Genomic DNA, 12,738 nt, shown 5'->3' on the forward strand with positions numbered 1-12,738 from the left:
AATCTGAAGGAGAATAGTATCGCCATGCGCAGCTGTGCCCGCCCTGCCCACGCCATTGCTGGCGTGGTGCTCTCTGCCATGCTGCTTACCGGCTGCTCCTCCCAGTTTGATGGAGATCCTTATGCGGATAATGCTAAGCGTGCCCCCGTTGGCATCATGGTAGATGCTAGTGAGACCGACCAAGTAGTGCTGGCGGAGATCTTTCGCCAAGAGCTGATCAGACAGGGGCGTGAGGCCTCCCTTGTTAGGGAGGATATTTTCCAAGAGTCTAGGTCCGGTCGCTATTTGAACCCCAATGGTAATTTTTATGTCGGGTGCACGGGGGCTTTTCTCAGCGTTCTCAATCCCGGTGAGGCGCGGGAAATATCCAAGGACTATAGAAAAGCTCAGCACTCCTCCCAACCAGGCGGTGAGGACTACCTAGCGCGTACTCACATCGCTTTAATGTCTGCACTTCCAGGCGACCTAGGCGCGGTGGAACCATCCAGCGCCACTGGCTGTGAGGACGCGGAGCCAAAGCTCCCCGAGAATTTTGTGGCGCTCTACCAGGATGATCTCTTGGACCGCGAGGAACGCCAATCTATAGCTTCATTGACGAAGTTCATCACGCGAAAAGACATCTCTGAATTGGCGCAAGAGGCAGAGCAAAAAGGCGACGTGGCAAAAGTGGTTCGCACGTGGCTGCACGGCTCCGGCACGAAAATGCTCGATGAGGAAGGCGACTCAGATTCTTCCGGTGGGTCTGATCTCACCGGAGGCTCCAAATAGTTTTTCTTTGGCGGGTAGGCGAAAGTTTCCAGGCGTCGACAACTCGGAAACCACCAAGTCAAGTAAAACCAACGGGCCCGACAGCTCGTGGTTATCTGAACGGCGCCCAAAGCCTTCGAGCTTGACGTAGATGCCAATTCCCGAACATTTCAGCAGATCCGATCAACGGTGCTGGTGCGAACGCGGTCGGCCATAGCACAGCAATACCCTCACCCCCTCCCTTCGCGCTCACCGGTAACGCACCTTTCTCGCAGCGGTCACTCCCCGTGAGCGCGAAAGGAGTGAAGTCTGCGCTAAGAACGTGAGAGGAGAGGAGAATCGAGTAAGAAGAGAGTGCTAGTTGAGAAGCAAGCCGAGTCCGTAGTTCCTGAGGAACGTTGGCCCGCATGAGTAAACCCCAGTGAGGAGTCCTCACTGGGGTTTAAACATTTCGAAGAGCTTTAGATGTCAAAAGCCTCTTCCAGCAGGTTTTTCTGCTCAATCTGGTGCACCTTGGCATTGCCGGTAGCAGTCGAGGACTGGGCACGGCGGGAAACGCGAACCATTTCAGGCATATCTGGGATCAGGGTGCGCAGGTGCTCATTGTAGAACGGCCATGGACCCTGGTTGGCCGGCTCGTCCTGTACGAAGCGAATCTGGGTGGCATTCGGGTAAGCCTCAAATGCCTCGCGCAGGCGGTTGAACGGAATCGGGTGGAGCATCTCCACGCGGACGATGGCGATGTCATCGCGGCCGTCGGCCTCGCGCTTCTTCTCCAGATCCCAGTACAGCTTGCCGGAAACCAGCATGATGGTCTTGACCTTGTCGGTATCGCCAACCTTCTTGCCGTCAACGTCAACGTAGTTCGGATCGTTGATAACGGACTGGAAGCGCTTGACCTCGGTGAAGTCCTCCACGGCGGAGGTGGCCGCCTTGTTGCGCAGCATGGACTTCGGGGTGAAGACGACCAATGGACGCTTCATCTCACCGAGAGCCTGGCGGCGCAGCAGGTGGAAGTGGTTAGCCGGGGTGGAAGGCTGAGCCACGGTCATGGAACCCTCAGCGCACAGCTGGAGGTAGCGCTCGATGCGGGCGGAGGAGTGGTCCGGACCCTGGCCCTCGTAGCCGTGCGGCAGGAGGAGTACCAGGCTGGACAGCTGGCCCCACTTGGCCTCACCGGAGGAGATGTACTCATCGATAATGGTCTGGGCGCCGTTGGCGAAGTCACCGAACTGTGCCTCCCACGCCACGAGGGCGTCTGGGTTGCCCACGGTGTAGCCGTATTCGAAGCCCATGCCAGCGTACTCGGTCAGCGCGGAGTTGTAGACCATGAACTTGCCGCCATTGCCCTTGGAGGTGGCGATGGCGTGCATCGGGTTGTACTCATTGCCGTTGCGTGGGTCGAATGTAACGGCGTGGCGCTGGGTGAAGGTACCGCGGCGGGAATCTTCACCAGCCAGGCGGACGACCTTGCCCTCGCCGGCCAGGGAACCGAAGGCGATGAGTTCGCCCCAACCCCAGTCGATGCCGCCCTCGCGGGAAGACTTCTCGCGATCCTTGGCTACCTTGCCCACGCGCTTGTGGTACTCGAAGTCCTCTGGTGGGTTGCCATAGGCGGCACCCAGCTCGGCGAGTTCCTCGGCGGTGATGGAGGTATCCAGGCCGCGGGTGAGCTCCTGGGAGGAGGTGATGCCAGTCTGCTCCTTCGGGCGAGCCTTGCCAGCTTCCTTGTGCTCAGCAAAGACGGACTCCATCTGATCATGGAAGTCGCGTGCGGCTGCTTCGGCGTCTTCGGCGGAGAGGTCACCACGGCCGATGAGGTCGTTGGTGTAGCGCTCGCGCACTGCCTTGTGCTCGTCGATGACAGAGTAAAGCTCTGGCTGGGTCATGGATGGGTCATCGGCCTCGTTGTGACCGCGCAGGCGGTAGACCATGAGGTCGATGAAGACATCCTTGCCAAACTGGCGGCGGTACTCGGCAGCCATCTGGCCCACCCAGACAACTGCTTCTGGGTCGTCGCCATTGACGTGGAAGACCGGGCAGTCGAAGCCCTTGGCCAAGTCGGTGGCGTAGTGGGTGGAACGGCCGGAATCCGGGGTAGTGGTGAAGCCCACCTGGTTATTGACCACGATGTGGACGGTGCCGCCGTTGGTATAACCGCGCAGCTGGGACAGGTTGATGGTCTCCTGGACAATGCCCAGGCCGGTGAAGGATGCATCGCCGTGGAGCATGACCGGAACAACGGTGTGGCCCTCTGGGCCCTTGTCCAAAATGTCCTGCTTAGCGCGCGCGATGCCTTCCATGACTGGGTCCACGGCCTCGAGGTGGGACGGGTTGGCAGCAAGGGTGACCTTGATTTCGCCATCGCCGAACATCTGGAGGTGGTGGCCCTCAGAACCCAAGTGGTACTTAACGTCACCGGAGCCGCCGAGCTGGCCGCCCTTGTAGTTGCCGTCGAACTCGCCGAAGATATCGGCCAGCGGCTTGCCCACGATATTGAAGAGAACGTTCAGGCGGCCGCGGTGCGGCATACCGATGACGACCTCGTCCAAATCCTGGCCAGCGGCAGTATCGATGATGGAATCCAGCAACGGAATGAGGGTCTCAGCGCCCTCGAGGGAGAAGCGCTTCTGGCCCACGTACTTGGTCTGCAAGAAGTTCTCGAATGCCTCGGCGGCATTAACCTTCTGCAGGATGTACTTCTGCTCCGCGTTGGTGGGCTTCGGCATGCCAGCCTCGAGGCGGTCCTGCAGCCAGCTGCGCTCATCGCGGTCCAAGATGTGGGTGTACTCGGAGCCGACCTTCAAGGTATAGGCGGCGCGCAGGCGAGACAGCACCTCGCGCAGAGTCATCTGCTCCTTGCCGCCAAAGCCACCGACGTTGAAGGTGCGGTCCAGATCCCAAATGGTCAGGCCGTGGGTCGCGATATCGAGGTCGCGGTGATCCGGGTTAGGCAGTCCCGGCTGTACCCAACCCAGCGGGTTGGTATCGGCAAGCAGGTGGCCGCGGGAGCGGTAGGACTCGATGAGCTGCATGACGCGGGTGTTCTTGTCCACGCCGGAGTTTGGCACGTCCTGTGCCCAACGGAATGGCTCATAAGGCACGCCCATGGAGGAGAAGAGGTCGTCCCAGAACGCGCCGTCGACAAGCAGCTGGCCAATGGTGCGCAAAAATTCGCCGGACTCTGCACCCTGGATAACGCGGTGGTCATAGGTGGAGGTCAAGGTAACCAGGCGGCCTACACCTAGGTCAGCCAAGCGATCTGCGGAAGCACCGGCGAACTCGGCCGGATAATCCATAGAGCCCACGCCGATGATGGAGCCTGCGCCCTTAGTCAGGCGGGCGATGGAGTGGCGGGTGCCGATGCCGCCCGGGTTGGTGAGGTTAATGGTCACACCAGAGAAGTCATCCATGGTGAGCTTGTTCTTGCGGGAACGGGTAACAATATCCTCATAAGCCGCAACAAACTCGGAGAAGGACTTGGTCTCGCACTCCTTGATGGCGGCAACGACCAGCGCGCGGGAGCCATCCTTCTGCGGGAGGTCAATGGCTAGGCCCAGGTTGATGTGCTCGGGCTGGATGACATAAGGCTTGCCATCCTTGAGCTCGTAGCGCACGTTCATATCTGGGTGCAGCTGCACGGCCTTGACCATGGCGTAGCCGATGATGTGGGTAAAGGAGATCTTGCCACCGCGGGTGCGCTTGAGGTGGTCATTGATCATGGAACGGTTTTCCCACATGAGCTTGACCGGCATATCGCGCACGGTGGTAGCGGTAGGAATTTCCAAGGATTCTTCCATGTTCTTAGCAATGGCCTTGAACATGCCCTTGAGCTGGCGCTCTTCGCCGCCCTTGTAGTCCGCAATATGGTCCAGCGGGGACTCAGACTTCTTTACGGACTGCTGTGCCTTAGCGGACTTCTCCTGTGCCTTGGACACGGACTTATCCACGTTGGTTTCGCGGACCTCCTGCTTGCGGGCGGTAGTAGTACCCTCAGTCTTCTTCGCGGCTGGCTTAGACGGCTTCGCGGCCTCCTTGGCTGGGGCCTTAGACTTAGGCGCGCCGTTTGCCTCGAAGTAGTCGCGCCACTCCTTATCTACGGAGCTCGGGTCCTTGGAGTACTGCTGGAACTGCTCGTCTATCAGCCACGCATTGGGGCCGAAGATATTCGATGTGCTCACGGCAGGTATTCGCCTCATTTCTCTGCTTTAAAATGGTCGTTTATTCGACTTTAGTGCGGCCTTTGTACGAGCGCATACGTCACCCGCCAAAGAGTCTGCCTACATGATACGGGGCATACCCCTAAACTCACTATGTTAGGGGTATCAATAGCCCCACTTTCCGGTTTCTGGCTACCCCTAGCCTTAGGTAAGGGGGGAAAGCTGCTCGCCGGCGTGCTCGATGACCTGCTTGGCCAGCTTGCGATTGGCGGTGGTGCCTAATACCGCGCCAATGCCCATGGGCATCAGTTTGCTTACCCACGCCCACTTGAGGCGTTTGGTGACTTGTTTGGTAAAAAGCTTGGTCAGGCGGCCGTTGATGCCAGATAGAGTGGGGCCGGAGAATCGGGACAGGCTAGCGGCCGAGCGCATACCAGCAACGCTATTGAGGTCCCCGACAAAGGTATCGACCAAAGCGGACCCCTTCGAGCCGGTGAGCACGACGAGTACAAGGGCGCGGCGGCGCTCGGGGGACTTGATGTCATCGCCACGCAGGTAGGCAGAAGCCAAGATGTACCAAGCTGCGGCCTCTAAGAAAACCACGGACTCGCCTGCGATGGTGGCAGCGCCGGTTACCAAACCAATACCCGGGATGGCGGCGGATGCACCTGCGGCCGCACCGGTACCGGAGGTGATATTAAGGAAGTGCTTGTCAATGAGCTCCTGCAGCTTCTGTGGGCTTGCGCCCTTATTGCGCTTTTTCAGGCTCTCGACATACTTGATGATGACGCCAGATTGTATCGATACCGCGCGGTCCAAAGAGTTGAGCAGGGCAGAGGTAAAGCGGTTGCTGTCCTCCGGATCGATGTCATAGGTATCGACGGTATCCACCTCGGTGGAGTTGTCCTTTTTATCTTTAGTGAATAAACCCATGTGTCCTTCTCTTTCGCTAAAACTTATCCGTGCCCAGCATAGTAAAGGCTGCATTAATGTGCCGCCGCGCCGCAATCAGATCGCCCTGGGCGTGCAGGCCACCTAAGCTAGTGGACATGGTTAGGCCGCACGAGAATTACCGCGATTCCGGGGATGTCTTCCCGGAGGAGTCCTCCGCGGCGGCGCGACTGAAGGCGGAGCAGGCGCACGAACGCGCCCGCCGCGCCTACGAGGAAGCTCGAAACGCCCTGGCAGATGAGCTGACGGTGCGCACCACCTCTGGTTGGGTGCGCGGTGTTATTGAAGAGGACCTGCGCCCCGATCGCCCCATTAGCGCCGGGCCGGTGTTGACGTGGCGCGGTATCCCGTTTGGAGATACCACCGCTGGGGACAATCGCTTCCGCGCCCCGCAGCCCGCGCCGGCGTGGGAGGGCGTGCGCGATTGCAGTCAGTTCGGCCCGCCGGCCCCGCAGCCCACGTACTCCTGGACCGACCGCATTATCGGCTCCGAGGACTGCCTGTACCTCGACATCGTGCGCCCGCGCACCGAGGAGAAGCTTCCTGTGGTGGTCTATTTACATGGCGGCAGCTTCATTATGGGTTCGTCTCATATGCTCATGCTTCGTGGTTTCGAGCTAGCCACCCGCATGGACGTGGTCTACGTATCCATCAATTTCCGCCTTAACTCTTTGGGTTATTTGGACCTGCGCAGCCTAGGCGGCGACTGCAGTGCCAACCCGGCGGTGGCTGACCAGATCTTGGCATTGCAGTGGGTGCGCGATAATATCGCCGCCTTTGGCGGTGACCCTGACTCTGTCACCCTCATGGGCGAGTCTGCCGGCGGTGCGGCCGTTTTGACCTTGATGACGAGCCCGCCCGCGGAGGGCCTATTCCATCGCGCCATCGCCCAGTCCCCGCCGATCGCCATGATTCACTCCCGGGCTCAATCCACCTTGTGGGCGCGCGAGCTGGTTCACCGGTTGGCCTTGCCGCGCCGCACCTCGGTAGAGGATCTGCGGCAGGAAAACTTTGCTGATTTGGTGCGCTCCGGCCAGTCCATGATGTGGCGGGCTGGAGAGCTCATTCACCTTAATTCTTGCTATGCGCCCACGGTGGATGAGGAGCTTATTCCAGAACACCCCATTGCCGCCTTTGAAAACGGCCACCAGCATCAAGTTCCGCTGCTCATCGGCACGAACTCGGACGAGGCTAGCTTTGGCAAATTCCTCTTCCAGCGCCAAAGCTCCCGTGAGCGCGCCGCCCTGCGCCTATTGGCCTCCTTCGATCCCCAGCATGCCCCTGAGGTGGTTGCCGCTTATGACGGCGCAGTGGCCCGCGAAGACTTTGCGCACCTGCTTGCCGACGCCCTCTTTTGGGCACCCTCCACCCGCATCGCCGCCGCCCACGCGCAGGTGGCACCAACGTGGATGTACCGCTTCGACTTCGCCTCTGCCGTACTCAAGTGGTTGGGCCTAGGGGCCATGCACTCGATGGAGCTGGGCAACGTCTTTGGTGACCCACATTCTTCGCGCGCGTCCTTCCTTACTAATTGGGGCTCGCGCGCGGAGATGGAAGAACTTACCGCCACCATGCAGCAGCACTGGTCCGCCTTTATCCACGGTGGCCGCCCGAAGATGAGCTGGCCGCGCTACGGGCTCAAGCAGCGGGCCACCATGATCTTTGATGCGGAAGCCTATATTGAAAACGCCCCGCACGAGCTCAAGCGGCAAGCGTGGGAAGGATACCACATGTTGGAGTGGGGAAGTGGGCGCCCAGAGCTGGTGAAATCTTTGGGCTTCCAACCATACGGGTGGGAATAGCGGTAGACTCCACAGTGACCGCGGGCGGCGGCTTGCCTACCGTGGGGACCTCTGCTTCCGAAGGATGGATTTTAAACCACCATGAGCTTTTTCGAAGATATTGCTTCTGCATTGGATGCCGAGGGCATCGAGTCCCGCGTCAATGATGACGTCATGTTCGTTCCAATCACCTCTGATCTGGAAATCCAATTTATTGAAATCGATCCGCTCCTGCCTGCAGCAAATGTCTATATCGCTGCGGCAGACGTTGATGAAGACGATGAGGAATTTGAGGCAGTCTTGGTCTCCGTCGCCTTCTCTGTAGATGACGCCGTGGAGGCGGTTTCTCGCCACATCGCTACCGACCAAGTGGTCACCGTCCTGCGCGACCTGCTGGAGGGCACCGATGAACGCATTGCGGAACTAGAATTTTCCCAAGATGAGCTCAACCCACACCTTGTCGTGGCTGAAGTAGCCAATGACTCGGAGCTGCGCGTGCTTGTGGAAACCATAGACGGTGTCCCTTCTGCCATCGTCCGCTTCCTCGCTTTCGACTTCGACGAAGACGATCTAGATGACATGGAAGATGAGGCCGTCACCCTCGCCTGGGAAGTTGATGAAGAGGATGAGGATCTCGATGAGGCCGACCGCCTCGCCCTCTTTGATAACGCCGACTTTGATGATGTCCCCATCGTGGAGGTTCCTGCCGAGGCCCTCGAGCTTGGTACCTACACCGATTTCGATCGCCTCTTCGACGTCCTGGGGCTTGTTTCTGAGCAAGCTTTGGACTGGGAAGCGCAGCTCGTATCCTTCGATGACGAAGACTATGAAGAACCGGACGTCTACGACATCTTCGGTGAGGATGACGGGGACGAAGAGGAGGACTACTTCGACACCGATGATGCCGACGTGGACGATGAATCCGAGGCCGAAGCAGCTGAAGATAAGTAAACCCTACCTCCCATAGCCCAGCTCACCGCCTTCTTGCGGTGGGGCTGGGCCTTTCTCTTTTTCAAAGCATCATTGCAGGTAGGGGTATAGATTATATATTCCTTATTGTCTTGCTACTTTCACGCGCCGGCAACTAGGCTTTAGAAGGTTCCCGGCCTGGGACTGAAAATCCGCCCCAGGCCAAACCTTATGAGGAGTAGAAAACCATGGCAGTGAACCGCGATACTACGTGGCGATACGTTCTTGTCGTTGTTGCCGTAGCACTCTCGCTTGCCGCGTGGTTTTGCACCGTGCTTGGCGTGTACTCCACGGTGAGCGTGACTTTTGAGTCTTATCTGACCGCCAGCGTCTGGGTGCTGCTCTTGGTGGCTGCGGTGCTGTTATACACCTCGCAGTATGGGTTGGTGCCCAATTGCATCCTCTTGTATCCCATCTTCGGTGCCTCGATAAATTTATTGCTGGGCTCGTTGACGGTGCGCTCGCAAGCCCCGTTGTTCTTCGATGCCGTGGGCACCTCCATCGTGGCAATCATCGCCGGTCCTGTGCTGGGTATGGCCACGGGCTTGACCACCACGGTGTTGGGAGGAGTGTACTTTGCCTATGATCTCGCCTTTGCTCCTGTGGGCATCTTTATCGGCGCCGCCGTGGGTTTGATGGCCCGCCGCGGGGTATTTAATAGGCTCTCGTCGATCATTTTTTCCGGCCTCGGTATGGGCATCGGCTCCGGCGTGATGAGCGTATATGTCCTGATCTTTTCGTTCAGCGGGCGTCCACGCCAGGAACCGCAAAACCTTACCAAGTTCTATGAGCTGATCTTTCAAGATGAGCGCCTGGCCATCATCCTGCAAGGCCTTACCTCTGACATCTTGGACAAGGTCTTTACCGTTCTCATCGCCTGCTTGGTTTTGCGTTTTATGCCCAAGGCAATCGCTCGACACTACACGGTGACCTTTAACCGCGAAGTATTGAAAAAGATCCTGCACGCGCCTGACCCGCATGCAGCACCGGATGTGCCGGGGCAGCAGACAAAACAGCCCGTGACCGCTTAGGCGGCTTGGGTTAAGCCGGCGAATAACGACTCGGGGGAGCGGACGGGTTGAAAAGAGCTATCCACGAGCCATACATAGGTGGCATTGGGGCCGCGAGAGACCTCGTGGACGGCATCAACCATCTCCGCCGGCACAAGCGTGCGTACCCAGCCATCGGCCACGGCAGGTTCCACCGTTTGGCCAAAGTTCTCGGTTATGCGGATGGTGATGAGGTATGCGGGAATGCGGTCTTGCCCAAAGCCGCGCACTCGGGCCTTTACGCGTGAACCCACGCGGTGGCGGGTAATGCTCATGCAGTAGTCTCCGCCCGGTCCACCCGCGGCCGTCGGCAGCTGCTTGAGTGGTGGGCGCCAGGTGGGAGTAGGGCGGGCCAGGGAACGTGGGTGGTGCAGGATAGCGGTAATGGACTCGATGGTGTCGTATTCGTGGTAGAGCAAATCTGCGGCAATCTCGCTGGCGGAACGTGGGAGGAACATCGGGGTGGACTGGGGAAAGTTCTTTTCTGCGTTGTACATGGCCATCACATTAGAACCCTGCGCGGACACTCGCCCACGCTAGTAGAACACCTGTACGAACAGAGATTGAAAATGGCTTTCCTGTAACTGAAGGATTAGAGTTGCAGCCGATATGATGAATACGCCAAGTGGGGAAATAAGCCCAGAACAAAAGCCGCAAATTCCACGCGAGATCTGGGTTATGGTCACCGCCGCATTCATCATCGCGCTGGGATACGGTCTCATCGCTCCGCTCTTGCCGCAGTTTGTGGTGAGCTTCGATGTCTCCATGGCCGCCGCGGGCCTGGTGGTTTCCATCTTCGCTGCCTCGCGCCTGCTTTTCGCGCCGATGTCCGGTTCATTGGTGGATCGCGTCGGCTCACGCCGCGTCTACCTCATTGGCCTCATGACCGTCGCGGTAACCACCGGACTCGTCTCCATTGCCCAAAGCTACTGGCACATCGTGGCCCTGCGAGCCCTAGCCGGCATTGGCTCGACCATGTTCACGGTCTCGGCCATGGGCCTTATTGTGCGCATGTCCCCGCCGTCGATTCGCGGCAAGTGTTCTGCCACCTATGCCACGGCCTTCCTGCTAGGTAATGTTGCTGGCCCGGTTCTTGGGGCCAGCCTGTCCTTCCTGGGCTTTCGTTGGCCATTTTTCATCTACGGTGTGGGTGTCGCACTCGCCGCATTCGTTGTCTGGTGGCAAATGCCCCGCGTCAACCACAAGCAGGCTAACAAGGATGAACTGCCGCCCATGCGCCTGCAGGAAGCCTGGGGTGACACCGCCTATCGTGCGGTCTTAACTTCCAACTTCGCGCACAGCTGGATCAACATGGGCGTGCGGGTGTCCGTCCTTCCTCTATTTGCCGCCTCTATCTTCCACAATGGCGCCGCGGCATCCGGCCTTGCACTCGCGGTCTTTGCTGCTGGGAACACCATCGTCTTGCAATTTTCGGGCAGGTGGTCCGATATCCACGGCCGCAAGCCACTCATCCTTATCGGCCTGGTCGGTTCCGCCATTTTCATGGTTCTCATGGGCATGGCTACCAGTGTCTGGTTCCTCCTGCTCGTGTCCGCCTTCGCCGGCGCATCTTCCGGGCTCATTAACCCCTCCCAGCAGGCCGCGGTGGGAGACATCGTGGGCAATGAGCGCTCCGGCGGCAAGGTGCTATCCACCTTCCAGATGGCCGGAGACTTCGGCCAAATCTTAGGCCCCATGCTCATTGGCCTGCTTGCCGACGCCTCCGGCTTCCCCCTCGCCTTCACCGTCTGCGGCGCCATCGCCTTCATCGGCATCATTGCCTGGGCATTCGGCCGCGACCCGCACGCTGAGGTGGGGAATAAGCCGAAGCGGGTGCCGCAGGAGAACTAAGCATTTGGAGTTGGGCTAGAAAAGTTCAGCCAATTGGGAGACGCATAGATAAACGAAGGCGACGGAGATAATCGCCATCAAGGTGTTGACGAACCAGCCATTTCTCCATTTCTTTGGCGTGTGTCTGGTATTCAGCAATACCAGGAGGGTCAGGCCTAAAAAGGGCATGAAAAGTGAGCCGAGGACTCCATAAGCGATGATGAGCCCAGTTGGCTTTCCAAGGAGAAGCAACAACATTGGTGGAAAGGTTAGCCAGATGAGATAAGCGCGGTAATACTTTCCACCGGTACTTGTCCTCGGATCGCCTTGCGGAATCTTTTTGAGGTGGCCAATATAGTCGGCGAACATGAGGGAAACGCCGTTCCAAACACCAAGGCAAGAGGAGAATGCGGCAGAGAAAAATCCGATGATGAACATTTTGGAGATGAAGGTTCCGTAGCGGTCCTCAAGTACATCCGCCATATCAACGAGGCCCTGATCGTTATCGGATACGGCGACGTTGGCGCTGTAAAGAAGCTCGGCGCCCAGCACGAGTGTAGCCAGAACGAAGATTCCGGTGACTGCGTAAGCTACCGCATTGTCCATACGCATAACCTTCATCCATTTCGGCGTGTACCATTCCTTTTCCCGCAGCCAGTAGCCGTAGGCAGCTAGAGTAATAGTCCCGCCCACTCCGCCAGCGATGGATAGTACATAGACAAAGGATCCATCCGGAATTTGTGGCACTAAGCCACCGATGATTTCGGGAAGGTTAGGGGTAGTAATGGCGGCGATGCCGACTACAGTGACAAACATAATCCCGACCAAGATGGCTGAAAGTTTTTCAAAAAGCTGATATTGGCCAAGCCAAGTCAGGACAAAACAGGAAATGCCGGTGATAATTGCCCACATTTCGAGACTGGTGTTCGGGAAAAGAGCGCTGAGGGCCAGTCCAGTGCCGGACATCGCGGCGGCGCCGTATACGAGTCCCCAGATAACGATATAAGGGGCAAAGTACCAAGCAGTCGAACGCCCTAGCTCACGCCAACCATGGAACATCGTGTTTCCGGTGGCAAGGCTATACCGTCCGACACCTTCGACCAATACAATCTTCATAATCGTACCGATGATGGGCGGAATCAAGCGGTGGATGCGCCACGCTTGAATAGTTCGTTAAGTATTTCACGTGGGGTTGCGCCGCCGAGGATTTGTCGGGGTGTTTCGTTGAGCTCATTTTGCACCCACGCGACA

Annotated in this window: 9 protein-coding genes; 5 read left to right on the forward strand and 4 right to left on the reverse strand. The window is 58.3% G+C overall.

Annotation, left to right across the window (positions count from 1 at the left end; translation table 11 throughout):
• Positions 1 to 24: 24 nt before the first annotated feature.
• On the forward strand, positions 25 to 768 hold the full coding sequence (locus RAE07_RS08130; RefSeq protein ID WP_259824389.1) for a hypothetical protein: 744 nt from the start codon (positions 25 to 27) through the stop codon (positions 766 to 768).
• A gap of 440 nt (positions 769 to 1,208) precedes the next feature.
• On the opposite strand, the gene RAE07_RS08135 is transcribed toward RAE07_RS08130, so the two are convergent.
• Positions 1,209 to 4,928, reverse strand: a complete 3,720-nt coding sequence (locus RAE07_RS08135) for a multifunctional oxoglutarate decarboxylase/oxoglutarate dehydrogenase thiamine pyrophosphate-binding subunit/dihydrolipoyllysine-residue succinyltransferase subunit (RefSeq protein WP_408910312.1) — start codon at positions 4,926 to 4,928, stop codon at positions 1,209 to 1,211.
• A 183-nt stretch (positions 4,929 to 5,111) separates the two neighbouring features.
• Positions 5,112 to 5,840, reverse strand: coding sequence for a hypothetical protein (locus tag RAE07_RS08140; RefSeq protein WP_200287751.1), 729 nt, complete (start codon positions 5,838 to 5,840; stop codon positions 5,112 to 5,114).
• Positions 5,841 to 5,956: 116 nt separating this feature from the next.
• Here RAE07_RS08140 and RAE07_RS08145 point away from each other — a divergent pair, with 116 nt between their 5' ends.
• The 3 genes from RAE07_RS08145 to RAE07_RS08155 all read left to right on the forward strand — a co-directional run bounded on the left by RAE07_RS08145 (position 5,957) and on the right by RAE07_RS08155 (position 9,639).
• Positions 5,957 to 7,660 carry a carboxylesterase/lipase family protein gene (locus RAE07_RS08145; RefSeq protein WP_200287749.1) on the forward strand — a complete coding sequence of 568 codons (1,704 nt, stop codon included), beginning with the start codon at positions 5,957 to 5,959 and terminating at the stop codon, positions 7,658 to 7,660.
• 81 nt (positions 7,661 to 7,741) lie between these two features.
• A complete protein-coding gene (locus tag RAE07_RS08150; RefSeq protein ID WP_023021822.1) occupies positions 7,742 to 8,590 on the forward strand; it encodes a hypothetical protein in 849 nt (282 codons plus the stop codon).
• A gap of 206 nt (positions 8,591 to 8,796) precedes the next feature.
• Positions 8,797 to 9,639: a hypothetical protein gene (locus RAE07_RS08155; protein ID WP_316327379.1), complete on the forward strand. Its 843-nt coding sequence runs from the start codon at positions 8,797 to 8,799 to the stop codon at positions 9,637 to 9,639.
• Here the strand turns inward: RAE07_RS08155 and RAE07_RS08160 are convergent.
• Complete coding sequence (locus tag RAE07_RS08160) at positions 9,636 to 10,154, reverse strand: hypothetical protein (protein WP_317001682.1); 519 nt, start codon at positions 10,152 to 10,154, stop codon at positions 9,636 to 9,638. The two genes, RAE07_RS08155 and RAE07_RS08160, sit on opposite strands and share 4 nt — an antisense overlap.
• A gap of 112 nt (positions 10,155 to 10,266) precedes the next feature.
• On the opposite strand from RAE07_RS08160, the gene RAE07_RS08165 reads away from it, so the two are divergent.
• Entirely contained in the window at positions 10,267 to 11,508 is a 1,242-nt protein-coding gene (locus tag RAE07_RS08165; RefSeq protein WP_316327376.1) for an MFS transporter, read from the forward strand.
• A 15-nt stretch (positions 11,509 to 11,523) separates the two neighbouring features.
• On the opposite strand, the gene RAE07_RS08170 is transcribed toward RAE07_RS08165, so the two are convergent.
• Entirely contained in the window at positions 11,524 to 12,630 is a 1,107-nt protein-coding gene (locus tag RAE07_RS08170) for an Nramp family divalent metal transporter (protein WP_317001683.1), read from the reverse strand.
• Positions 12,631 to 12,738 lie beyond the last annotated feature (108 nt).

The organism is Corynebacterium nasorum (assembly GCF_032821635.1).
In the GTDB taxonomy this organism is placed as follows: Bacteria; Actinomycetota; Actinomycetes; order Mycobacteriales; family Mycobacteriaceae; genus Corynebacterium; species Corynebacterium kefirresidentii.

Coding starts and splice junctions, on each gene's coding strand:
- RAE07_RS08140 (WP_200287751.1), bottom strand. CDS start 5,840: ATGGGTTTATTCACTAAAGATAAAAAGGACAACTCCACCGAGGTGGAT.
- RAE07_RS08150 (WP_023021822.1), top strand. CDS start 7,742: ATGAGCTTTTTCGAAGATATTGCTTCTGCATTGGATGCCGAGGGCATC.
- RAE07_RS08130 (WP_259824389.1), top strand. CDS start 25: ATGCGCAGCTGTGCCCGCCCTGCCCACGCCATTGCTGGCGTGGTGCTC.
- RAE07_RS08160 (WP_317001682.1), bottom strand. CDS start 10,154: ATGTACAACGCAGAAAAGAACTTTCCCCAGTCCACCCCGATGTTCCTC.
- RAE07_RS08155 (WP_316327379.1), top strand. CDS start 8,797: ATGGCAGTGAACCGCGATACTACGTGGCGATACGTTCTTGTCGTTGTT.
- RAE07_RS08145 (WP_200287749.1), top strand. CDS start 5,957: ATGGTTAGGCCGCACGAGAATTACCGCGATTCCGGGGATGTCTTCCCG.
- RAE07_RS08165 (WP_316327376.1), top strand. CDS start 10,267: ATGATGAATACGCCAAGTGGGGAAATAAGCCCAGAACAAAAGCCGCAA.